Genomic DNA, 24699 nt, shown 5'->3' with positions numbered 1-24699 from the left:
GTTTGCGGGGAGGCGACGAGCGGAGCTTGGCGACGAAATCATGAGCGAGCCTTTGGCGCAGAGAAGTTGGATGGGGGCAATCGGTCAAACAGCAATTTTTAGACCACGCAAATGTGATTGGCGTCGCCCAGATCTGGCTTGCACTGCTGGCACACAAATTGCCTCGCTGAAAATCGGCGTGGCTTTGTCGGATTTGATTTGACTCGGACACGAACCGTTGGCCGGTACTGCCATCGGTGTCGCGGAAACAAAAAAGAAATCCAATAATGAGGCAACCCATTGCTGGAAAAATTTGAGCCAACTAGGGTCAAAAACGCTCAGACCGTGCGTTGCTTTGCTTGCAGACTGCGCACTATTCGATCGAATAACCCAAACGACTTTTTCAGCTCAATCGCTCAGCCACTGGCGAGATGGTCATCAGTCTGGCTCGGTGAGGCTAATCGGTCGAGTTCCACTTCGGAAACGCGAACTTCAGCAGCCTCCAGATAGATGCCTAATTGGCCGGTATCGAACGTTTGGTCTGCCAGCGACAGCACGACTCGGCCATCGACAGACAATTCCAGATAGCTACCAAAAGCCAGTAGTTGGATTGATGCCTCGCTGCGTGATTTGGAATACCAAAAACCTGTTTGCAGCGATCGGAATGTCATCATGTGTTCACCGCTGCCATCGGCTCCGGTACCCCAGGCGCGAAGCTGGGCGACTCCCTTCAAAATGTCGAGCGACAGGTAATATCCGTCACGTGTTTCGGGATCTAAGCGAAAGACGATTCCACATTTACCAAGTCCTTGCATTTCCAATTTGGCCTGAAAGCGAAAACAGTCCAGGGTGCCGTCAAAGACAAACGCCTGGAAACCACTTTCACAGGCGAGGTCCAAATGACCGCCGCCGACTCGGCACACCTGAATTTGCGGGCCGACATCTTCAATCAAACTGTGGATACATCGGCAATCGATACTTTCGCGAAGGTAGTCATCGATCCCCTCGAACGTCACCGCTCGCAGCAACCCCGAATCGCTTCGCACCAAACGCTTTGGCGGCGGCATCAAGTTTTCGGCCGTCCGATCAGTCAAGTTCATCGAATAGAAATTCCAGAGCAGCCAACCGTGGTCATCACGGCACACCCGTCCGGCGTAATTGCCTTGGGCCAACAGAACGTTGTCGTGATAACTTTGCCACGGGTCGCCGATCTTTTTTGTGTGCCAGTAACGGATTTTGGCATCTTCGCGGATGCTGCCGATCAAATAATAGTCGTCGTCAAAATAGATCAAATTTGGTACTTCGACGTCATCGTAAAGACGCGGGTGGTGCAGTGCCGGTTGGGCTTCGAAATGATGCGGGGCAACCTCCTTCATCAACGCCACACAACCACGGCGGACAATCGGACCCTCCTTCACCCGACCGGCGGCTAACAACCAACCGTGTTCTCCATCGTGGTAATAGAACGGATCGCGAAAACTAACCCAGTGTCGTCCCTCGCTTAGCGAGGACTCGTAGTAGCGCGAGTCCGGTTCAAGTGGCAGACAGCTTTCCGAATCATACTCGGCATGCAGGCAATCAGCGACTTCACGCCTACTCTGCCGTACCGCTTCTTTGACTCGTGAGGGGTCTTTGGGGCCACGATGGTCCTGCCAGTGGACGGGCGATTTTTGCCAATGGTACAGATCATCGCTGACGGCCATTCCCAAACGTTGATAGCGGCCCTGATCACGCCGCGACAAACCGGTGTAGAACATCCTCCATCGCCCAGCCTGGTGCGGATCAGGCGACACATGCATCGTCCATAGCATCAGATCGTCCCAGCTGCCGGGATCACCGATGAACAAGGCGTTGCTGACGCGTCGCCAATTAATCGCGTCGGTGCTGACCGCGTGGGCGATGAAATCGTGATTGGGCAGCACCAGATGAAACAGATGGTACAGCCCGTTGTGGAATAGAATGTCGACGTCGCCAATCGTTTTCCTACTGCCATCGGTTTCGGAAAACATAATCGACTCGCTCAAACGTAAAGGATCGGTACTCGAAATCTGATAGCAAAATACTAACGCAACCGCCATCGAAATGCCACATTGATCGGAGTGTTTCTTGCAATCGCGATCGTTCCGTGGAATTGGGGCCACATGTGGCGTTTTGCGATTTGAAACCATGCCTCGGGCGGGGCAAAAAAAATGCCCCATCGAAACGATGGGGCATGTTCGCGAGGTGGAAAATCACCTCGGTCGGTTACGCAATATTAGCTCTTCGATTTCGCTTGTTTCCGCTTAATTTCGCTTTGATTTTCGCCTTCACCCAAGGTGCGGGCCATCAAAACGATTCGGTCGTTTACTTTCACAGGGACGCCTTGGACCGTTACCTTATCGCCTTGGCGAGGCGATTTTGACAATTGGTCCTTGGGACCGAGATCGACCATCATCGATTTACCGTTGTCGGTTTTGACTTTTGCCAGCAGGTGTTTTTGTCCTTGCACGGTGACCTCGCGAGTGCTGGCCACGTTGCCGGTGTATTTGCGACCATTGCGGTCAATAGTCAAGTCCGACGACTTCGTTTTCGCCTTGGTTGCGATCAAGATCGACTTGTCCCCGACCTTCATGCGGTGTCCGCTCGCCGTCAATTTGTCGCCTTGAGACAACGAGTTCGATTCTTGTTTGACCCCGAGATCGACCACGGTTGCTTTGCCATCGTTATTTTTGACAAATGCGACGATGTGGTCACGACCTCGAACGTCGACCGTTTTGATGCGGTCGATCTCGCCCGCTACTTGCTCGGTCTTGGAACTCAGGTCCTTCTGTTTACTTTGTGCTTCTGATTTCGCTTGCTGGTTTTGGTCTCCTGCGGAATCAAAACTGTAGTACGTGAACGCGTCGTAGATGCCATCATTGTCGGTGTCACGATAACGGGTATAGCTATCGTAGACGCCATCGTCGTCCGTATCTTGGTAGAGCGAAAACCAAGTCATTCCATCTTGGTTTGACTGTTGGCTCGAGCCATCGTCATAGTAGTCGTAAAACCAGCGATCATCCGACGATGCGTTGGATTCCGATGACGTGTTGGACCGATTTGTATCGTTGGCGTAACCGTAATCGCCGTAATTTGTTTCCCGGTCGTTGATGTCATCGTTGTCTTGATCTGTGCTGGATAGGTTGTCGGCGTATTCAAACGTCTCGTTATCCCACCGCCCGATCGCTTCGTCGGTTGGGTTGTAGTCGTTGCCGTCGAACCACTCGCTGACGTCATACCAAGCGTCGTCTTCGTAGAACCGAGACGCGTGTTCGTCGGCATTGGCGACTGGCATCGCACAATAACTCGCTGCGATCAAACTCGCCAATAACATTCGTTTCTTACTCATCAATGTTTCTCCTGTGAAGAAGGTTAAGGGGACGTGATCGCGAAGATCACTTCGGGACTTCCGATGCTTGGAATAAATTGCAACGATCATGCCGACCACTAGCCCGTTTGCGAGAAAAACATCGTTTTATGCCGTGAAAACGGTATCGGCAGCGAGGCGAGGCGGATTGCTTGCCGAGAGTTCCGAGAGTTCACTGCTGACCTTTCTAAAGGGATGACAGTGTCAATCGTCGCCATCGAAGGTGATTCGTCGCTGGTATCCCGGCGAAAAGATGCGGGGAATGGAAAACGTCTCGGCAAAGGGGGACGGGCAGCGAATGTGTGTGGTGCAGTTGCAAAACAGGAGGTCGTTTTGATCACCCTGGTCGGTCATTGAACAGACCCCCGCCATGATTCGAGAGATGCATTGCAGCTCGGCTCGAGATCCTCCTTCGGCACGTCATTTGCCAGCTATTTACTTCGCGACTCTTCTTCACTTTGTGACTCGTTTCTCAAGTGGAGCAGAACCAGCTCTTCATGCACTGCGAAAACGCTACCCTTCTCACTGGAGTTCAAGACAATGACAGTCCGCAAACTAGCCGCCTGCTTGCTGCCGATGCTGATGATCTCATCCGCCCCCGCGCAAAACGCCTCTGCACTCACCGATCGCGAAGCTGGCGACACGGGGTCTCGCTATGAGGATGATGCGTGGTATGACGTCAGCGAGTGGTTCGATGGCAACGACTACAATCCGACCGACGAAGCGATCGGACGGTGGGATGACGAGCGTTTTGATTTTTACGATAAACAAACCAGCTCGGACAACGATAACGACGACGAGACCGTGTCGGCCGAAGAGTTCTATGGCGACGATTTCGATGACGGCTACGCCACCTATCAAGACAATGACCGCGACGGCAATTACGAAACCATGTCGCGATACCACGATACCGATGGCGACTATCTGCACGACAGCTATGCGACCTACCGCGACGATGATGGCGACGGTATGTATGACACCTACGACTTTAGCCAGATCGCGGGGCAGAATGCGGTGCATCGAAGCAATGTTGCCCAGACGACTCAAAAAGGACTGAGCGGCAAGGCGTACAAGCTATCGGGGACCGTCGAGGAAACGAAGATGATCAAGCGGCTTGGTGCAATGAGTCTGTTGGTCAAAGCAAAGACCGACGAGGGCAAATCGATGTGGGTCGACTTCGGCGACGCTGGCACATCGCTGCAGTTGTTCGATGGCGACGCGTTCACCGCTTACGGTCCGGTTGTAAAACGAGGCGACAAGGATGTGTTGGTTGCAACCACGATCGAGCAACAAGGCAAACAACGCGAGATCAAACGTACAGGCCGTCGGTTCAGCGGAACCGTTCAATCGACTCGCAAGGCGACGGTGAAGGGAAATGAGCATTTAGTGGTGAAATTGGACACCGAAGACGGCAAAAAGCTGACCGTCGACATGGGGGATCCTGCAAATGCCAAAAATCTTAAAGAAGGTAGTCAGGTGACCGTCACTGGTGTTCCCGTTAAAGTCGGCGACCGTGTGATTTTGATCGCGGATTCGAATCAAACCAAGAAACAGAACAAATAATTGTATCTGAATCTTTGAAATGCGACCGGCTTCGGTATGCCGATCGCACCTGATAAGCGTGCCCAATTGGCAGTGATCCTCGTGCCGGTATTGAATCCGGGAACTGACGGGGACCGCAAGCGAATGGGGCACGTTTTCATTTGGGACGAGACATGTGGGACAAGGCATGCCGGCAGGCGGTTACACGAGTCCGCAGGTCCCAACCCCAAAATCGAGTTGCATGTCGACGGAGGCACACGCTCCTGCATTTCAGCATCACCGTGTGGATTGGCATCCGTACCGTGCTCTTCCCCTTTCTTTGGAGATGAAATCAATGACGATCACCAGCGTTAATCCTGCGACCAGCGAAACACTGAAAACGTTTACACCGCTGACCAAAGACCAAACGCTTGATGCGATTGGCAATGCCGACACGGCTTTTGACAGCTGGCGGAAAACTTCGTTCGCACAACGAAAAAAGGTGATGTTGAAATTTGCGAACCACCTTCGTCAGCACGCGGACGAGTATTCGCGGTTGATCACGCTGGATATGGGAAAGCGGATTTCGGAAAGCCAGGGTGAAATCGAATACTGTGCGAATATCGCCGAGTTCTACGCCAACGGTGCCGAGTCCTTTCTGGCCGACCAGCCGATGGAAGTCGAAAATACCCATGCCTATATCCAATACGCGCCGCTGGGGGTGTTGATGGGAGTGATGCCCTGGAACTTTCCGTTCTACCAAGTCGTCCGCTTCGCGACTCCGAACATCATGGCGGGCAATACTGTGATGGTGAAACACGCTAGCAACGTTCCGCAATGTGCGGAAGCAATCGCAGAGGCGTTTGCCGATTGTGGGTTACCCGACGGGGTTTATACCAACTTGTTTATCCCGTCTGAATTCGTGGAGGTGATTGTTTCAGATCCGCGAGTGCAGGGAATCTCACTTACCGGAAGCGAAAAAGCTGGAGCGGCGGTGGCTGCATTGGCTGGCAAAAATCTGAAGCGGTCCGTGTTAGAACTCGGTGGCAATGATCCATTCATCGTGCTCGAGGACGCCGATCTCGAGAAGACAGTCGAGTTGGCGGTACAAGGCCGAATGGTGAACGCAGGGCAATCGTGTGTCGCATCAAAACGCTTCATCGTGGTGGAGTCCGTCGCAGATGAATTTTTGTCGGCGTTCAAAGAAAAAATGGGTAACATGAAGATGGGGGACCCGATGGACGAAGACACCACACTCGCCCCGTTGTCCACCGAAGCGGCAGCGGTCCAGTTGCAACAGCAAGTGCAAGCATCCATTGACGCCGGAGCCACGGTGGTGCTCGGCGGAGATCGTCCAGACCGAGAGGGTGCCTTCTTTAATCCAACCATCTTGACAGGCATTACCCCCGATATGCCCACCTTCGATCAAGAGTTGTTTGGCCCCGTGGCGACTGTTTACGTGGTCAAGAACGAAGAGGAAGCGATCGAGTTGGCGAATCATTCGTCCTACGGGTTGGGAGGCAGCGTCTACACGAAGGACATCGCTCGGGCACGCCGCGTGGCCGAGCGGGTCGAGACCGGCATGATGTTTGTCAATCAGCCGACCAAATCACAAGCCGAGTTGCCCTTTGGAGGAATCAAGAATTCGGGATACGGCAGGGAGCTGTCACACCTGGGGATTCTCGAGTTTGTCAACAAAAAACTGATTCATCTGGGAAAAGATTAACACAACACACTGACGGTCGGTTCACAGCACCACTTCGCCGCCGTCATGTATCGCCGTGGCGCAATAAACCAATCAAAAGGTCGTCACAATCAACTGGTCGACCAATTAAGAGGAACAAACGATGGAAACTGAAACAGCAAAGAAGATTGAAAGCCGCCAGATCCAACTCGTCTCACGTCCGGCGGGAGTGCCAACGGTTGACAATTTTGAATTGGTCACCGTGGAATTGCCGCCGCTGGCAGATGGCGAATTTTTGGTTAGGAACGAATGGATGTCGGTTGACCCCTACATGCGAGGGCGAATGAAGGAGGGCAAAAGTTACGTGCCTCCCTTTGAGATCGGAAAGCCACTCGAGGGTGGATGCATTGGCAAGGTGGTCGAATCACGGCATGAATGTTTTTCCGTTGGCGATTACGTGCTGGGCAACAGCGGTTGGCGAGAATACTGGATTTCCAACGGCAACAGCGTTACCAAAGTCGATCCCGAGGTGGCACCGATTCAAAGCTATTTAGGAGTGCTGGGGATGACGGGGTTCACTGCTTGGGTCGGACTGAAACGGATCGCCAATCTGCAGTCGGGGAACACCGTGTTTGTATCCGCCGCCTCCGGCGCCGTGGGGTCGGTGGCGTGTCAAATCGCAAAAGCGTATCACTGTCGCGTGATCGGCAGTGCTGGGTCCGATGAAAAAATCCTCTGGCTTCGCGAGAAAGCGAATGTAGACGAGGTGATTCACTATAAAGAGACGGACGACCTTTCGGCAGCTTTGGGCTCGCTCGCTCCTGACGGAATCGACATCTACTTTGACAACGTCGGTGGCGAACACTTAGAAGCAGCAATCGAACATATGAATGATTTTGGATGCTGTGTCGAATGTGGCATGATCTCGACCTACAACGCCACGGAACCTCCGGCGGCGCCTCGCAATTTGTTCAAAGTCATCGCCAAGCGAATCCGCATGCAAGGGTTTATCGTTCGCGACCATTTTGCCGATCACGACGAATTCCTGCGTGACATGTCTGCGTGGATCCGATCGGGACAAATCGATTGGGAAGAATCGGTCACCGAAGGACTCGATCATGCACCGGAAGCTTTCATTGGGCTTTTCCATGGAAGCAATCTAGGCAAGGCGTTAGTACGAATCGGCTAAGAAACTGAAGAGGCGAAAGAGCGATGCGTGGCGAAACTCGCCATGTGTTTCGAAGTGGCGGCGAGAATGGACCGCCGATGCACGCGATGAAATGTCTTGCAGCGTTGGGCAAGGGGGCCGCGAATCTTCATTGACGCTGGTGCTTGGCTCACATCGCCTTTGGTACACTAGCGATTCAGTTCGGGCAAAATCAGAAGTTCGTCCGCATGCCGGGCGATAAATGCCTCGATCGCTGCCGCTTGACCGTTGATCGCATCATCCGCCGCCTGCTGAACTCCCGCGTCGGCGCGGTGCTTAAAAAGACTTGGCACTTTGACGAGCACGTCCAATTCGACGGTCAAAACCACGCGAGTGCCCTCAGGATCCGGTTTCGCGTCGAGCGTGGTTTGATAATGTTTCAGGCGACCGGCCGCACGTTTAGAAGCGGTGATCACGTCGATGTGATCGGGTTGGATGTCGGCATTCTGTTCCAACACCAGTTCGTTCGCTTCGAGCGTCGGGTCTTCCAACTGTACCGTCAATTCCTTGACTGCAGCAACCTCGGTCTTCGACACGCCGCGAATGGCGTTCAGTAGCGGACGGTCGTCTTGGGACGTGTCAAGCATCACGCCTTCGACCTGCTCGCCAATCAACCGCATGCCGGTGTGCCCCACGATCGCGGCGGTTGCGTTCTTGCGTACCATAATTTGACGAAACTTGGCAAAATCGCAGTCGATTACGAAACTGTGTTGCTGTTGTCCCGTCGCGAGATGTTCGATCGAGCGAAACTGCCATGCGATCAACGCAGCTAGCACAAGCACAACGGCGAGTGCGATGATGATGATCGTTCGACGCAAATGATTGGAATGACTCAACGAAGTTTACTTTTAGTATTGGACATGGGAACCGAAACACCTAGCGAGTTTCGGCAAGGTAAAATGCCACCAAATTCATCAGCTTCACCCCATCGATCGGTTTGGGAAAGTAGTCGTCACAGCCCATCGCGATACAGGCTTCGCGTTCGCCTTCCATCGCATCGGCGGTCAAAGCGATGATCGGCGTTTTGAAACCGAGTTCACGAATTTCCGCGACCGCTTCCTGTCCGGTCATGACCGGCATCTGCATGTCCATCAGGATCAAATCAAAGGGGCGTTGTTCCTTATGAGCACGCTGTGTTTCTTCGACCGCTTGCAACCCGTCTTCGACAACCGTGACATCAGCGCCGCACTTCTCAAGAAAATATTTACCAATTCGCCAAATGTCACGGCGATCGTCCGCCAATAAAACCCGCGCACTAAATTTGGGAAAAGTGCCGCGTTTGGTTTCAGCGTGTTCGGTCGCCGGTTCCTCAGACGCAAGCGTTCGAACATTGAGGGCTTGGTCGGGGGTCAGCGGCAACGTGAACGTGAAACAGCTGCCCACCCCAAGTTCGCTTTCGACGGTGATTTGGCCTCCCATTCCCTCGGCCAAGCGTTTGCTGATGCTGAGCCCTAATCCAGTGCCACCGTATCGCCGTCGCCGCGCTGCCCCTGTGTTACTAAAGGGGGTAAATAGTTCGGCCAAATGACTTTCGTGGATGCCGATTCCTGTATCGCGAACGGCGATCGCAATCGTCGCTGGCGTGGTCTCCTCGTTCATACTAATCTCGACACGAACGTGTCCTTCGTCAGTGAATTTGAGCGCATTGCTGATCAAATTCACCAGCACTTGGCGAACCCGAACCGCGTCCGCCGTGATTTCGGCGGGGCTATCGAGGCTCCAATCAAAGGTCAACGGTACACCTTCCTCCGAGGCCCGGACCTGCATCAGCTCCTGAACCTCGCCCAGCAGTTTACGGACACTCAATGTTTGCGGATGAATTTCCATCTTGCCCGATTCGATTTTGGACAAGTCAAGGATGTCGTTCAGCAGCGCCAACAGGTATTCCCCATTGCGTTTGATCGTGGTGACTTTTTCCAGCGACGGTTCGTCGTTAAGTTCCTCGCTCAGCATGTCGGCGAACCCTAGCATGGCTGTCATGGGAGTCCGCAGTTCATGGCTCATGTTGGCCATAAACGAATTCTTTGCTTCGCTTGCCGCTTTCGCTTCTTGGTTGGCGAGTTGCAACGCTTCCTGAACTTTCATGCGGTCGGTGATATCGTTTTGCACTCCGACAAAGTTCACCAAACGGTCGCGTTCATCAAACACCGGGGTGATCTGTAGATCGTTCCAGAACGGTGTGCCGTCTTTGCGGTAATTTCGCAGCGTGACGTGACAGGATTGTCCTGCGGAAATCGCCGCACGCAGTTGTGCCCGAATGTCCGGATCGCTGTCATCGCCTTGCAAGAAACGGCAATTGACGCCCACGACCTCTTCGCGGTCGTAGCCTGTTAAGTGCAGAAAACCGGGGTTGGCATAGGTGATCGGGTTGTCTTCGGCGGTGGCGTCGGTAATCACGATCCCGTTCTGTGTCGATTCGATGGCAAGATGTTGCAAACGCATCTCTAATTCAGCGGCGCGTCGATCGCTAATATCTCGAGCGTTGGCGCAGAGATAGCGTTGGTCTTCGATTTGCAGACTTGCCACACTGATCTCCATCGGAATCAGCGAACCGTCGCTAAGTTTCCAATCGGATTGGAATGGTTTTAGATGTTTGTTACCTGCGTCGGCAAACAACTTTTGGTAATCACTTTCTTCCAGATCACACTGCACATCCATCAGTGTCATCTTCAGCAGTTCGTCTCTGTCGCTGCGGAGCGTATCGCACATCGATGGATTGACGTAGTGGAATTGACCTTGCGGGTCTGCCAAAAAGACGAGGTCGCTCGCCGTTTCGGTCATGAATTTAAATCGTTCCAATTGGGCTTCCGCGGCACTCAGTGAGGTAATGTCGATCAACGTCAACACCACTCCCTGAACCTCGTTGTCCGACAGATACGGGACCGCTCGCAACAGCAATGCGTGCCCTGCTGGGTCAGACACCTTGGCTTCCAATTCCTGTTTGGTTTGCAGAACTTGGTGCAGGTCTTCAATCAAATTGTCGCGTCGCAATCGGTGCGAGAAATCTTCGATTGAACGGCCGATGTCTTGTTCCTGGATACGGAGTATTTCAGCGATTTGCGGCGTGTACCGCCGAATGCAAAAATCATGGTCCAAGAACACCACGCCAACGCGAGTCGTCGCCAACAAATTATCCATGTCCGCATTGGCTTCGGCCAATTCGACCACGCGGCGTTGATGTTCCGCGTTCACGGTGTACAGCTCTTCATTAACGCTGTGCAGTTCTTCGTTCGTGCTTTGCAGCTCTTCGTTCGAAGCGACAAGTTCTTCGTTTGCGGCTTGCAGTTCCTCGTTGGACGTTTCCATCTCTTCGATGGTAGCTTGCAAATTTTGTTGCGACTGCTGTAGTTCCGATTCCAACACCGTGACCCGGTCGCCCTGATGATCGTTTGGCGAATCAACGACGTGCTCGGCAATACGGTTCTGCCACGTCGCAGAGAGTGGTGATGCTTCCTCGGTGAACGAGATTAAGAAGTTGTCAAAACCAGAAGGCTGGTCCCGAATCGGTTCGACTGCGATGACCAATTCGGTGGCGTTTTCTTCGGCTTGCAGCGGCGAGACTTTGAATTTGACCGTCTCCTGCTTTTTTGCGGTGTGGTGCAGCGCCGCGGATAACGAAGATTTGATCCTTGGGACAATTGCATCCAGCACATGACTGCTCGGGCGTCCCGAACTGTACTGTAGGTATTTCTCGGCGCCTCCAAATACATGCAGGATTTGACCATTGTGTTCGATCAGGATGCTGCAACCCATTTTTTGATTCAGCAGGGCATCGTAGATGCCTAGCAATTTAGAATCGACACGATTGCTTTGCCGCATTGTGGGCGCGAGCGAGATGCTGGAAAACTTTTCGGTTCGCGGGGTCAACGGCAAATCGCTGCCGGGTGGCATTCGTAAATCACGGCGTTTGGAATAGATTCGCCAATGAGTGTTGATCACCTGAAATTCGTCGCTCAGGTCGCCCGGCGATTCGCTCGGACCCAAAAACAGAGTGCCGTTGGTCTTTAACGCAAAATGGAATAGGGACAGCGCTTTGGCTTGTGCCGGCGACTGCAAGTAGATCAATAGATTTCGGCAAGTCACCAAATCCATCTGAGTGAACGGCGCATCGCTGATCACATTGTGGGGAGCAAAGACGATCATCTGACGCAGTTGAGGGCTGACCTGATAACGGTCATGATCGCGGCGGAAATACTGAACGCGGCGCTCTTCGGACATGTCCGCGAGTGCATCCGCCGAGAAAATACCGCGTGCTGCGGTTTGTATCGAAGAGGGGTGGGCATCGGTAGCAAAAATTTTGATGTCGAACGTCGCATTACGTTTGCGGCGTTCTTCGTCCAACAAAATCGCGATCGAATATGCCTCCTCACCCGAGGCGCAGCCTGCGACCCAGGCACGGACCGTTTTGGTTATTGAATTGGCATCAAAAATCTTGGGAATCACCTTCTTGGCAAGCGTCTCATACGCTTCGGGGTCACGAAAAAACTGGGTGACCCCGACCAGCAGGTCACGATACAGGTCGCTTAATTCGTTCGGATGGTCCTCGATATAGGCCACATAGTCTTCGAATCGACGAATCTGCAGCATGTCGAACCGGCGTTGTAAACGACGACCGACCGTCGATGATTTGTATTGCGAGAAATCGATCCCAAATGCTTGATTGAGCAGTTGAAAGATGCGATCGATGCCGGCTAAGGATGACGTCGGAAGTTGGTCTTCGCTGAGATCATCGCGAGTGATGTCGCCTTGGACATATCGCACCAAGGCCTTGGCCATCCCACTGGGCGGCAAGACGAGATTGACCAAGCCTGTTTCTTGAGCGCTGATTGGCATCCCATCAAACTTGGCGGACGCCTGATCCTGGCTGATCACCAAGCCGCCCGATTCGTGGATGTCACGAATCCCCCGGGAACCGTCGCTGCCGGTGCCCGAAAGCACAACGGCAACCGCGTGCTGCTGTTGGTCCTTGGCCAATGAACAAAAGAATTTGTCGATCGGATGCGAAAAACTGCGTTCTGGATTTCGCTTGGTCAACCGTAGTCGTCCGCCCGAGATTTCCATCTCCATTTTTGCAGGCAGCAGATAGATCGAATCGGGCTGGACCTGAGTGCCATCTTCGACCTCAAGCACCGGAATTCCCGTTTTTCGCGAGATCAATTCGCCCATGTGGCTTTTGAAATCGGGCGAAAGATGCTGGATGACAACAAACGCCATCCCGCTGTGAGCGGGCATCTCCTGAAAAAATGACTCCAAAGCTTCCAATCCGCCCGCTGAGGCACCAATCCCGACGACGTAGCACTTTTTTGTTGGCACAGAATCGGGCTGCGGCGACAAACGAGATGAGATTTCTTCCATAACTTCAAGCGGGCAGACCGAATCGAGGCAAACTGCAAACGTGTTTCTTCTACTATCTTTTATTGCCAAGAGGAACGAGCCGAGCAACTTTTATGCCAAATAGCCGATTGGCCAACTAAGCCGCGCGGTGGCATTGAGCTACGGTCCCGATCGCAACATGGTTGTCGGGGCCACTGCGTGAACCTAACGACGACCAACCTGCCTCGGCACGTCAACTTTGTGCCTGCTGCCGTTCCGCCAGTCGTTGAAATAGCGACTGCAGCTTGGTGATGTCGACCGGTTTGATCATGTGCTCGTCGAAACCCGAGTTGTGGGCCTGTTCGCGGTCTGCGGACTGGCCATACCCGGTCATTGCAACCAAGTAAATTTTCGCGGTCGCATCCCGTTCACGCAACTTGCGAGCGAGATCGTAACCGGTCATCCCCGGCATCGAAATGTCAGAGAAAATCACGTCCGGAATCGACTCGCTCAGTTTCTCTAGAGCACTTAGTCCATCTTCGGCCACCTCGACTTCGTGTCCGAGCTTGGTCAGCAAGCGAGCCATGATGGTCCGCAGTGCTTTCATGTCTTCGACGACCAGCACCTTGAAGGGTTTTGTGACTCCGATCGGCTCGGTCGCGACATGTTTCATTGTTGTCTCGTCGGTGGGATCCGCAAGCGGGATGCGAACCGTAAACGTGCTGCCCATACCGATCCCTTCGCTATGCGCGGTCACGCTGCCGCCATGGATTTCGACCAACGTTTTCACGAGCGTCAGTCCGATTCCCAAGCCGGCATTTCCGCGCCGCAGCGAGTCATCGACTTGCGCGAACATTTGAAAAATCTCTTCAATCCGGTCGGTCGCGATGCCAATACCATTGTCCCGCACAACGATCACGGCCGAACCGCGATCGCCATCGTTTGCTTGGACCGACAACGATAGATCGATGGTGCAATCGCTGTCGCTGTATCGCGATGAGTTGTTCAGCAGATTGCACACAACTTGCGTCATTCGGGCCGGATCGGCTCGGACGAACACGTCCTGTTCACATGAATCAAGTCGTAGATGTTGATCTTTCTCGTTGATGAAAGTGCTCGAGGCTTCGACCGCGGCTTTGATCACCTCGCTCAGGTTGACCACTTCTTTGTTGAGCTGGATTTTGCCACGTCCAATCCGCGATACGTCGAGCAGATCATCGATCAAACGAATCAGTTGCTCGACTTGGCGTGCCATGGTTTGACGCAGTTCTTCGGTATCCGGTGGCAATTCGGACATTTCCATCAACTGGATTGCATTTTTGATCGGAGCGAGCGGGTTGCGAAGCTCGTGAGCCAGCGTGGCAAGAAACTCATTTTTGCGACGATCGGCTTCCGATAGTTTCGCAGCAAGTTCGGCAAGTTGATCTTGGTCGTGTTTCCGCTCGGTCAAATCCCGCATCACCTTGCTGTAACCGACAATCTTGCCATCGGTGTCTTTGACAACGCTGCTGATTCCCGAGGCCCAAAAGCGTTCGCCATCGGCCCGCATCATCCAGCGGTCATCGCTAGCACTGCCGAGCATCGCCGCCGTAGCAAACTCGGAGTCGGGAATCCCCATCGCAATCGCTTCGGGGGTAAAGATCAATTCGCGAACGTCTTTGCCAACAAAATCTGCCTCGTTAAACCCGAGCACTTTCAACACGCCGCGGTTCCACGTGGTGGCTCGACACTCGGCGTCCATGGCAAAAATCGCATAGTCTTCGATCTGTTCCAGGAACGTACGCAAGTACTGGTTCATCTTGACATTTTCAGACTCCAACCGCCCTGCGCGATCGAGTGTTTCCTGCAACCGGTTGCGCTCGACCTTCAGTGCGATGGCATATTTTTCGGCCCGATGTCGATTGTGCTGAACCAAATACAGCACGCCAACGACAAGGATCAACCCGGCGACGGTCGAGATCAGTCCCGTGGCCAGAGCCGTCCAATACGTGGTTGCCGCCGTCTGTTCTCGGAGCGCAATCGAACTTTCCTCGCTACGCCGAAATTCGGCAATTTGATCGTGGATGCTATCCATTGTTCGTTTGCCAATATTGGTGGCGACCAAGGTCTGTGCCGACTCAAATCCGGCCTGCCGCCGCAACTCTAACGTCGTCGAAAGTTCGTCGAGTTTCTGGTCGATCAAGTCCTGCAAGGGAGCGATTTTTGCATGCCGGACGGGATCCGATTCGGTGGTCGTCGCCAATTCGTGGATCAAACCATCGATTGCGGTAATCGCCTTGTAATACGGTTCAAGATACGGCTCTTGGCCAGTGATCAGAAAACCGCGTTGGCTGGTTTCGGCCGACTTTATCGTCGATTCGATGCGTTCGAGCAGCCCCAAAAGTTTGTGGGAATGACCGACCAAATCGGTGTGCGCACGCAACCGCCGCGTGTTATGAAAAGTGACGAACCCGGTGATCACCAACAAGGTGACGACTGCGGCCACGGCAAACGGTTCCGCCATCCGTTGCGGGCGGCGAATCGAATCAGGTTCCTTCACTGGGTTTCCATGCAAAATACTTCGAGCTGCAGTGCCTGCTCGAATAAGGTGCGGCATAATTTATTTCGACATTGAACCAACATAGCGGCTCACCATCTGTAACATCGTTGCTTTATGTATCGGTTTGCTGAGATAGTCGTTGCACCCCTGCTCGATACAACGACTCATGTCTCCCTGCATCGCGTCGGCGGTCAATGCGATAATAGGCGCTGAAAAACCCATCCTGCGAAGTTGCTCGGCGGTTTGGTAGCCATCGAGTTTTGGCATTTGCATGTCCAGCAGAATCAAGTCGTAGGATTCGCCCTTGCCAATCAACGCTTTGACTTTCTTGATCGCAACCTCGCCGTCTTCGGCTTCGTCAACGGTCGCTCCCGCTTTGGTTAACAATGATTTCGTCAGAAAGCGAATGTCACGGCGATCGTCTACCACCAACACCGAGCAGTCAAGCGTGATCGAAGCGATAGGTGCCTCGTCCTGGTTGGGCTGGATCATCGCCATTGGCTTGATCATGTCAACGCCTTGAATATCCCCCGTCGCGATCGTCAACGAAAAGGTGCTGCCTTGACCTTCGGTGCTGTTCACCGTGATCGTTCCGCCGAGCATTTTCGCCAGTCGTTGGCTAATCGCCAATCCGAGTCCCGTTCCGCCAAAGTGCCGCGTGACGCTCGAATCGCCCTGCGTGAATGGTTTGAACAATCGTGCCTTCTGCTCGGGTTTCATGCCGATTCCGGTGTCGATGATATCGATTCTCAATCGCCGATCGTCGGGTTGGTAGCCGATTCGCAAACGCACTTCGCCGCTGGGAGTGAACTTGATCGCGTTACCCACCAGATTGATCAGGATTTGCTTGAGCCGCTTCGGATCCGAAACGACTTCGGAGGGGATTTTTCCGACATAGTCGACGTCAAGATTCAAGCCTCCCTCGGTGGCTCGCACTTCCATGATCGAGCGGACGTCTTCGATCAACCGATTCGGCGCAAAGCGTTCTGGAGCAATATCCAGCTTGCCAGCTTCAATTTTTGACAAATCCAAGATGTCATTGATGATGTCCAGCAAAAAATCTCCGTTACGACGGATCGTACGAACGTGTTCGAGCGCCTCGGGGTGTTTGATTTGTTCTGCAATCAGATCAGTGTAGCCTAGAATCGCCGTCATCGGGGTGCGGATTTCGTGGCTCATGTTCGCCAAGAATTCACTTTTCGAATCGCTGGCGGCTTCCGCTTGAGCCCGAGCTTCTTGTAGCGAGTCCTGTAATTCACGCTGCTCGGTGATGTCCCAGATCAAACCGAGGATCCGTTTCGGTTCGCCTTTGTCGGTGAGCACTTGTTCGCCCACCCCGGCGATCCAGCGTACGGACCCATCGGGACGCAGGATGCGGAATTCTTCATCGAGACTGGCGTTGCCGTTGACCGTTTGACGCCACGCGTGGATCATCCGTGGCAGATCTTCTCGATGAACGATTTGCATCAACGTGCTGGCGTTGCGTCGGCAGTTAGGTGAAAGTCCGAGCAGGTCGTACATCGAATCTTCCCAAAACACCCCTTCTTCGCTCCATTCCCAGACCGCCATTCCTCCGGCACGCAGTGCCATCGTCAACCGTTCTTTGCCCTCGGCAAGTGCCAGTTCAGTTTGTTTCCGCTCGGTGACGTCGCGCGTGATACTGGTCACCAATTTGGCGATGCCCGCTTTGTTACGCGAGATGAGGCCTAGATTTTCCACCCAACTGGTTTTTCCGTTGTCCTCGCGGACGATCCGGCAATCAAACCGGTAAGTCGATTCGTTGCCCCGCACGGTCGAACGCAAGTGATGGGCCGCTTCCTCGCGATCATCCGGGTGAACGATCTGCAGGATGTCGTCAAAGGTGATGTCAGTGCGAGGTTCGCTCATCCCGAAAATCGATTGCAGTTCTTCGGACCATTGAATTTTCCCTGTGATTGGATTCCATTCCCACGTTCCCAAACGCCCCGCTTGGAGCGACAATTTCAAATGTTGTTCGCGTTTCCGCAGCTCTTCTTGTCCGCGTCTTACTTCGGTCACATCGCTGCCATTGGCGACAAGAAACACCACCTCGCCGTTCTGGTCGCGTGCGGGGGTGAAAATGAAGTCGGTGATTCGTTCGGTCCCATCGGGTAACCAAAACGGCAAGTCCTCGCGATAGACTTCGCCTGCCGTCGCTAAAGTCAAGCCGTCGCGGAGTTTCCGTTTCACCTCTTCATTGTTTCCCCACCAAGGGCAGTCCCAGAACAATCGATCAATCGTTTCTTCACGAGTTGCACCAAGTTGTTTCAGGGCAATCTCGTTGATGTCGGTCGTGGTTCCGTCGAGTTCAATAATGCCGGTGTAGTAATAACCGTTGTCGAACAACACTTGTAGTTTGCTCTCGGCACGTTCGTAGTCCGCGAGCAAGGCGATCAGTTTGGCTTGTTTGTCTGCCAATTGTTCGGCATTTTGCCGAACCAGGTCCTCGGCGGCCTTGCGGTCCTTGATGTCCACGCCCGACGGGATGACATAGGTGATCTTGCCATCGGCATCCCGGATCGGAGCCAACATGAAATCGATCGTCGTTCGATCATCTTTGCCAATACGAATGACGACGTCGTGGCGAATGGTTTCGCCGTTGATCGCGCGAGCGAACTCTTGTTGTAGTTGATCGGCAATGTCGTTGTCGTAGTTCCACCAATGACATTCCCAAAACGGTTTGCCGATCACGTCGTCGCGTTGCAATTGGCCTGCACGCAGCGCGGTCTGGTTGGCTTCGAGCAAGTTGCCCTCGTGATCCAAAACTCCGATGAACGCAACCGTATTATCGATGACTCGCCGGAGATGATTTTCCCGGTCCGCTAACTCGGTTTCGGCTCGGGCACGCTCGATGCGGACACAGACACGATTGGCAATATCCTGGAGCAAGTCCAATTCGTCGCGACGCCAGCGATAGGGGTGGGATTTTAGTGCCGAAACCACAAAGCGAATACGCTGTTCGGTGACGTAGGCCGAATTGCAAAACGCACCGATTTGGTACTTCCGAAAATGACTCGCAATCTTGGGGTCTTGGTCATGGTGCTGTGTATCGCCCTGATAAAATTGTTTTCCGGCAAGTAGGCTTTGTCGCTCTGCCGGAGAATGAAAACTCGTGACCAAGTGCTTGCCCAGCAGCGAGGGTTGCGAATCTCGAAGATATTCATGCACGATATCGGCATACTTTGCTTGCTCGTCAAATTCGACCAACAAACAACGCGATAGCCCGAGGTACTCGGCGGTTTGCTGCGTCGCCAATTGCATTAGCTCCGAGACCGACGAGAGCGAATTGAGCCGTGATTGCAATTCAGAAAGAAACGCCAGGTTTAACTCGGCACGCTTGCGGTCGGTGATGTCCTGTGCCGCCAAGATTGCCGTCATCGGGATCGGCGGCTGCACAGAATCATCGAACGATACTTGTTTTCGCGCGTTGATCCATCTCACTTCACCACTGGGTAACACGATGCGATGTTCAAGGTCGCAATGGCCGTCGCCGTCGGAATCCAAGCAAGCTTGAACCCGTTGGATGATTTCATCACGGTCCTCGGGATGATAGGTCCTATGGAAATCATCCCGCGTGATCACAATCGCTTTGTCGCTGATCCCATACATTGCGGCGGCTTCCGCGGTCAGCGCGACGCTGTTGCTGCGGAAATCGACACGGCCCAGCCCTAGCTTGGCCACTTCGACACCCACCGCAAGCTCTCGACGTGATTCTCGTAATTCCTGCTCGGTTCGTTTTCGTTCGGTGATGTCCGTCAGCACGACATGGCAACCCCCGATGCTGCCATCGGGATTTTTCTGCGGGACATACGTCACCTCCTTGATCCGTTTTCCGCGGACGCCTGGGAAGTTTAGTTGCAGTTCGTAGGTTTGTTGGAGTCCGTTGAATGCATCGAGCAGATAGGGTTCGATCGTCGCGAAAACTTCAGGGCCGATCACCTCGGTCACCGTCTTGCCCACGATTTGTTCAATCGGTTGCTGCCAATGCTTAGCATGCGCGGCATTGGAAAATCGGTACCGCATGTCACGATCGACAAACGCAAAGGCGGGGGGGATCGCATCGGTAATCGTCCGCAGTTGGGCCTCTCGCGTGGCGAGTTGTTCTTGACTGACATGCAGCTCTCGATTGGCCGTCTGCAGTTCCTCGTTCATCGCCTGCAGTTCTTCGTTGGAAGCCCTTAACTCCTCATTGGCCGATTCCATATCCTGGATCGACCGTTGAAGGTCGAGACGGGTCGCTTTGAGTTCACGCTGCAAATCCGCAATTACGGATTCCATGTCCGCTCGGTCGCTCTGCTTCATGGTTAATATTCTCCCGCCAAAGTTTAGCGGGTCCGTTGCAAAATGTAGAGGTCGACGCCGATCGGTGCAGACGAAATCATCCAGGTTTTGTTGCCGAATTCGTTGTCCCCATGCGGCTGGCCCGGGTGCAAATCATCCCCCCTTGGTCTCTGTCTATCGACGCCTCACTTGGGTTGGCGTGAAATCGGTCAGCCTGGTTGGTTCGCAGTCAAATTAGACCCTGTCTCGCGGTCACTTAGAGTGTATCTGCAAGGGGCCGCCAACTCTATTGGCTTGTGGTTCTACCGTTTGTCGGCATGCAATCTGCATCTCTTTTCAATTGTCCTCGACGGGGGATTTCGATTGAAAAATCGTAACTCGAATAATCGTAACTCGATACGGAGATAGAAATGAGCAAACAGACACTCAGCGGCAAGCGGATCGCGTTCCTCGCCACCGATGGTTTCGAACAAGTGGAGCTGACCAAGCCTTGGGATTCCATCAAGGACGCCGGCGCCGAAGTCGTGCTGGTCTCGCCAAAAACGGGCAAGATTCAAGGCATGAATCACGACGAGAAAGCGGACACATTCAAGGTGGACAAGGCCGTCGATTCTGTTTCGGCCGAAGACTTTGACGGACTGGTCCTGCCGGGCGGTGTTGCCAACCCCGATGCGCTTCGCATGTGCGAGGACTCGGTTAGCTTCGTCCGTGATTTCTTCAAGCAGCACAAACCGGTCGCCGCGATCTGCCACGGCCCTTGGACGTTGATCGAAGCGGACGTGGTTCGCGGTCGCCGCGTGACGTCGTGGCCGAGTCTAAAGACAGATCTCAAAAACGCTGGGGCCAATTGGGTTGACGAAGAATGTGTGTGTGACGAAGGACTCGTCACCAGTCGTAACCCGGATGACTTGCCCGCTTTCTGTGACAAGGCAATCGAAGAGTTTGCCGAAGGCAAGCACGCCGAGCAAACGGCATAGCGAATACGGGATTTTAGTCAACATTGTTAACGATGCAGTGCGTGCAGCGTGAATGATCATGCTGCACGCATTTGCATCGGAATCGAAATCATGCTTCGCAAACTAGGAATGAGATAGACCCCATGGATAAGCACGAAAAACTAATTGACCTAATTTCTGACTTTGATCACGCGATGCTGGTGACCCGCGCGGCAAACGGAGCGCTCGGCTCGCGGCCAATGGCTGTAGCACAGATCGAAGACGACGGAGATTTGTGGTTTGTCACCGATCGAAATTCCGGCAAAATCGCCGATCTGATGCTCGATGATGACGTCGCGGTGACCATGCAAGGATCCAACAAATTTGTTTCGCTGTCGGGCAAAGCCCACGCAGTGGATGATCAAGCAAAAATCGACGAGCTGTGGAACGAGGCCTGGAAAGTATGGTTTCCCGAGGGCAAATCGAGCCCATCGCTTGTACTGCTGCGAGTCGAACCGACACGCGGCGAATACTGGGATAACGCGGGAATGACCGGCTTAAAGTACCTTGTCAAAGCCGGCAAAGCCTACTTGCAGGGCGATCGGCCGGAAAAAGATGCTTCGATCAATGCATCGGTATCGATGTAGCCCGTATCGATGTCACTCTCGACTTCGCTCGAACCGCGATCCGTGTTGGAAACGACGCCTGCGATCGTTCGCTGGAACGCGGTTTGCGTCAATAAAAGGTATCTGTGAATGCAGAGTCCGCTGCGAGAGCAGGCTCTCTGCTGCTCTCGCAGCTGCCGCTCGCGTCGATTTGTTTGCCTTTTCACCCTTTTAACGAGTTCCCGATCATGTCTGTTTTACGACTAATTCCCCTCGCGCTAATCCTGTTTTTAGTCGCACCAGCTTTCGCCGACGACGGGTTGTTTGATGATGGTGCCGCGACGGCCCAAGGGGATATTTTGGAATCGAGTGGCGACTATGCCCGTGGGCTCGGTAAAGGCGCGTTGCTGCGGTCGATGTCTGCAGTGCAGTTGCAAAGAGCTCTCGAATTGCGTTTGCAAAATCGAGAGGAGAGTGTCGAACAGTATTACGAATTGCAAGAGCTGCGAGATGAGTCGCAGACGGATGCAAGGGGCGAGATTGATGACGAAAAGGCACGCCGATTGGCGAAACAGGCCGCGCCGGACCGCTTGACGGGCAACCAAATCGATCGTCAAACCGGCCAGCTCTATTGGCCCAAACCTCTCGATCATGAGGCGCTAAAGCCTTATCGAAAACCGATCGAAGAAACGTTGGCAAAACGGAGTAGCCCCGGACATACCTATCGCCGCATGGATTACTTGAAAGTCCAGCGGATGGTCGACCTGATGCGTGAATCGGTCGAGTCGATTCAAGACAAACTCGACAGCAACGAAGTGGTCGCTTTGAAAAACTATCTCGCTCAAATCGCTTACGACGCACGGTTCGATGCGGCTGATGAGCGTGTGGACTACTAAAAAGCGTGAGTTTGCAACGCGCTGGCGGAAGTTTGGTTACGTTCCCGCTGAGCTGTCATCACAAGGCCGTCATACAAAGGCCGCCATAAAACGGCCGTCATCACAAAGAAACGAGAGACAATGATGGATGCTAACACCGATCACGCACCGCTGAATCAAGTGCCGTGTCCTCATTGTGGAAAACACGTCGATGATCGCGCCGTCGCGTGTCCACGATGTGGCGAAAAGATTTATGTCGAACACCCTGCTGATATTACCCCAACGCGGCACTCGCAAGTCGACTTTCCGGGCGAGTCCAATGAGTCGCTGCAGCCCAATCCGCCCGAGATAAAGGATGACCGTCGATGAGTGAGAAGTGTTTGATCGCCGAGTTTCGCAACACGGAAAAATTTCGGACCGCAATCGAAGTGCTCGAAACGGGCGATTTCACGATGGACGAAGTCTCGATCGTGACGCATGCCGAGGATAAAAATCTTGCCGAGCTGCGGCAGGTGACCGAAGCGGATGAGAACGCGTTGTCGTCGGAAAAGACGACGGCGGCGTCCACGCTGGCGGGCGGAACCTTGGGGGCCGCACTGGGCACGATGACCATGATGGGACCGATGTTGGTCGCCGGACCGATCTTTGGCATGGCCGCCGGCGCGGTGGGCGGCAGCTTGTTAAGTGCGATCAATCGCTGGGGCGTCGAGCACGATGTTGCCGCCCAATACGAGGCAAAAGTCCGCGATGGCTCCGTGTTGATCATCGTCACCGGAGACGCGATTCGCGTTGACGAAGCGGCGGCGATGTTGCGAACGGTGCCGCCGACATCGCTCGAACAATTCGATAAATAGCACAGCTAAAAAAACAGCACAGGCTGTCTCCGGCCTGTGCTGATTTGTTTTCGTGCTGATTTGTTTTTAGTGCAGGCTCGCAGCCTGCACTACTACGGGCTAGCCGATTTGCACGTTGCTGGTCAACGAGATGTCGAACGTCGTGATTCGGTCTCGCAGTTTGCCACGCGTGATTCCCAGGATCTCGGCCGCTTGGCTTTGGTTGCCACCGGTCGATTTGAGCACTTCGGTGATCACGTACTTTTCCATGTACTGAGTCGCTTCGGCATAGACATCGGTCGATTTTTCCGCGAGCAGGCGTTTGACCAACTGTGGCAGCCCTGCGCCGTCGAGCGTCTCATTGGACACCGGGACACCACCTAGAGCGTTGTCCGCGGCTTTGATCCGCGTGATCTCTTTGGGCAGCCCGTCGGGGGTGATGACCGGCATCACTGTGTCGAGCACGCAGCGGCGAATCACCGCTCGTAATTGTCGTACGTTGCCGGGCCAATGATAGCCTTCGAATAACTCGGCCGCCTCGGGGGACAAGCCTTCCAAGTCGGGTTTGTTGAATTCCTTCTTCGCTTGCGCCATAAAGAATTGCACTAGCGCTGGTACATCGCTGAGTCGTTCGCGAAGCGGCGGCAATTCGATCGTGACCCCGTTCAAGCGATACAGCAGGTCTTCGCGATAATCGCCGTCCGCGACCATCTGTTCGAGCGGCCGGTTCGTCGCGGCGATGATGCGTACGTCGGTCGTCAATTCCTTGTTGCCACCAACCCGCTCGAACCGCTGTTCCTGCAGCACTCGCAACACCTTGGCTTGAACCGAAGGAGCCATGTCGCCGATTTCGTCCAGGAATAACGTGCCACCGTTACACTGTTCAAACTTACCGATCCGTCGCGACTCGGCGCCCGTGAACGCACCCTTTTCATGTCCAAACAATTCGCTCTCGAGCAAGTTGTCTGGAAGGGCCGCACAGTTGACCGCCAAAAAGATTTCATCACTTCGGTGACTATATTGGTACAACGCGCGAGCGACCAGCTCTTTGCCCGTTCCACTCTCACCACGGATTAAAATCGGCACGTCTTGCTTGCTAACTTTTCCGATTGCCTTAAAAACACCCAGCATGGCTGGCGATCGGCCAATGAATAGCTCGCCCGATTCACCAGGCGACTTGTCGTCGGCACTGATCGCCACCGGAACGCTGCTGATTTGACGCTGTTCGATCGCTTTTTCGATCAGATCGCGGAGCGGGTCGACCGAGAGCGGTTTGCCGATGTAATCGAACGCGCCTAGTTGCATTGCTTCAATCGCCGTGCTGCTGGCGGCCTCAACCGTCATAAAGACCACGGGGATGCGGCGATCAAATTCGCGAATCTCGCAGTAGACGGCCAATCCGTTTTGGTCCGGCAATTGAATGTCAAGCAAGACCGTGTCGAACGCGCCGGCACGTAATTTCTCGAGACCTTCCTTGGCGGTGGCGGCGGTCTCTACATCCGCAATCGTGGACAGAGCTTTTTC

General features: G+C 53.9%; 16 protein-coding genes. 9 read left to right on the top strand and 7 right to left on the bottom strand.

Translation table 11 applies throughout. The features are described 5' to 3' along the window. Positions 1-395: 395 nt before the first annotated feature. A complete protein-coding gene (locus ABD971_RS12340) occupies positions 396-1988 on the bottom strand; it encodes a glycoside hydrolase family protein (RefSeq protein WP_339943096.1) in 1593 nt (530 codons plus the stop codon). Positions 1989-2233: 245 nt separating this feature from the next. After that, positions 2234-3346 (bottom strand): hypothetical protein, encoded by a 1113-nt coding sequence (locus tag ABD971_RS12335; protein ID WP_345322454.1) that lies wholly within the window; start codon positions 3344-3346, stop codon positions 2234-2236. 88 nt (positions 3347-3434) lie between these two features. Between ABD971_RS12335 and ABD971_RS12330 the strand changes: the two genes are divergently transcribed. From ABD971_RS12330 to ABD971_RS12315, 4 genes are all read left to right on the top strand, one after another. Continuing rightward, complete coding sequence (locus tag ABD971_RS12330; RefSeq protein ID WP_345322452.1) at positions 3435-3563, top strand: hypothetical protein; 129 nt, start codon at positions 3435-3437, stop codon at positions 3561-3563. A 341-nt stretch (positions 3564-3904) separates the two neighbouring features. Further along, entirely contained in the window at positions 3905-4927 is a 1023-nt protein-coding gene (locus ABD971_RS12325) for a hypothetical protein (RefSeq protein WP_345322450.1), read from the top strand. Between the two features lie 313 nt (positions 4928-5240). Beyond that, complete coding sequence (locus tag ABD971_RS12320; protein WP_345322448.1) at positions 5241-6611, top strand: NAD-dependent succinate-semialdehyde dehydrogenase; 1371 nt, start codon at positions 5241-5243, stop codon at positions 6609-6611. Positions 6612-6732: 121 nt separating this feature from the next. Next, positions 6733-7758, top strand: a complete 1026-nt coding sequence (locus ABD971_RS12315) for an NADP-dependent oxidoreductase (protein WP_345322446.1) — start codon at positions 6733-6735, stop codon at positions 7756-7758. 167 nt (positions 7759-7925) lie between these two features. Here the strand turns inward: ABD971_RS12315 and ABD971_RS12310 are convergent, their stop codons facing one another. The 4 genes from ABD971_RS12310 to ABD971_RS12295 form a co-directional block, all read right to left on the bottom strand. Then, a complete protein-coding gene (locus ABD971_RS12310; RefSeq protein ID WP_345322444.1) occupies positions 7926-8612 on the bottom strand; it encodes a hypothetical protein in 687 nt (228 codons plus the stop codon). A gap of 40 nt (positions 8613-8652) precedes the next feature. Continuing rightward, positions 8653-13131, bottom strand: a complete 4479-nt coding sequence (locus ABD971_RS12305; protein ID WP_345322442.1) for a chemotaxis protein CheB — start codon at positions 13129-13131, stop codon at positions 8653-8655. Between the two features lie 211 nt (positions 13132-13342). After that, on the bottom strand, positions 13343-15628 hold the full coding sequence (locus ABD971_RS12300; RefSeq protein ID WP_339943108.1) for a CHASE3 domain-containing protein: 2286 nt from the start codon (positions 15626-15628) through the stop codon (positions 13343-13345). A 60-nt stretch (positions 15629-15688) separates the two neighbouring features. After that, the gene (locus ABD971_RS12295; protein WP_345322441.1) at positions 15689-19948 is read right to left on the bottom strand and encodes a PAS domain S-box protein; all 4260 of its coding nucleotides are present in this window, start codon (positions 19946-19948) and stop codon (positions 15689-15691) included. Between the two features lie 389 nt (positions 19949-20337). Between ABD971_RS12295 and ABD971_RS12290 the strand changes: the two genes are divergently transcribed. The 5 genes from ABD971_RS12290 to ABD971_RS12270 all read left to right on the top strand — a co-directional run bounded on the left by ABD971_RS12290 (position 20338) and on the right by ABD971_RS12270 (position 23196). Further along, positions 20338-20904 (top strand): type 1 glutamine amidotransferase domain-containing protein, encoded by a 567-nt coding sequence (locus ABD971_RS12290; RefSeq protein WP_345322440.1) that lies wholly within the window; start codon positions 20338-20340, stop codon positions 20902-20904. Positions 20905-21026: 122 nt separating this feature from the next. Beyond that, the gene (locus ABD971_RS12285) at positions 21027-21509 is read left to right on the top strand and encodes a pyridoxamine 5'-phosphate oxidase family protein (protein WP_339943112.1); all 483 of its coding nucleotides are present in this window, start codon (positions 21027-21029) and stop codon (positions 21507-21509) included. Positions 21510-21715: 206 nt separating this feature from the next. After that, positions 21716-22363, top strand: a complete 648-nt coding sequence (locus ABD971_RS12280; RefSeq protein WP_345322436.1) for a hypothetical protein — start codon at positions 21716-21718, stop codon at positions 22361-22363. Positions 22364-22486: 123 nt separating this feature from the next. Then, positions 22487-22711 carry a zinc ribbon domain-containing protein gene (locus ABD971_RS12275; protein ID WP_345322434.1) on the top strand — a complete coding sequence of 75 codons (225 nt, stop codon included), beginning with the start codon at positions 22487-22489 and terminating at the stop codon, positions 22709-22711. Continuing rightward, positions 22708-23196 carry a DUF1269 domain-containing protein gene (locus ABD971_RS12270; protein ID WP_345322432.1) on the top strand — a complete coding sequence of 163 codons (489 nt, stop codon included), beginning with the start codon at positions 22708-22710 and terminating at the stop codon, positions 23194-23196. Before ABD971_RS12275 ends, ABD971_RS12270 begins: the two co-directional genes overlap by 4 nt. 99 nt (positions 23197-23295) lie before the next feature. On the opposite strand, the gene ABD971_RS12265 is transcribed toward ABD971_RS12270, so the two are convergent. After that, positions 23296-24699, bottom strand: a 1404-nt coding sequence (locus ABD971_RS12265) for a sigma-54-dependent transcriptional regulator (protein WP_345322430.1), incomplete at its 5' end; no start/stop codon positions are given.

It is taken from the genome of Novipirellula rosea (assembly GCF_039541335.1).
Taxonomy (GTDB): domain Bacteria; phylum Planctomycetota; class Planctomycetia; order Pirellulales; family Pirellulaceae; genus Novipirellula; species Novipirellula rosea.
This window is presented reverse-complemented; position numbering and strand designations above follow the sequence as displayed.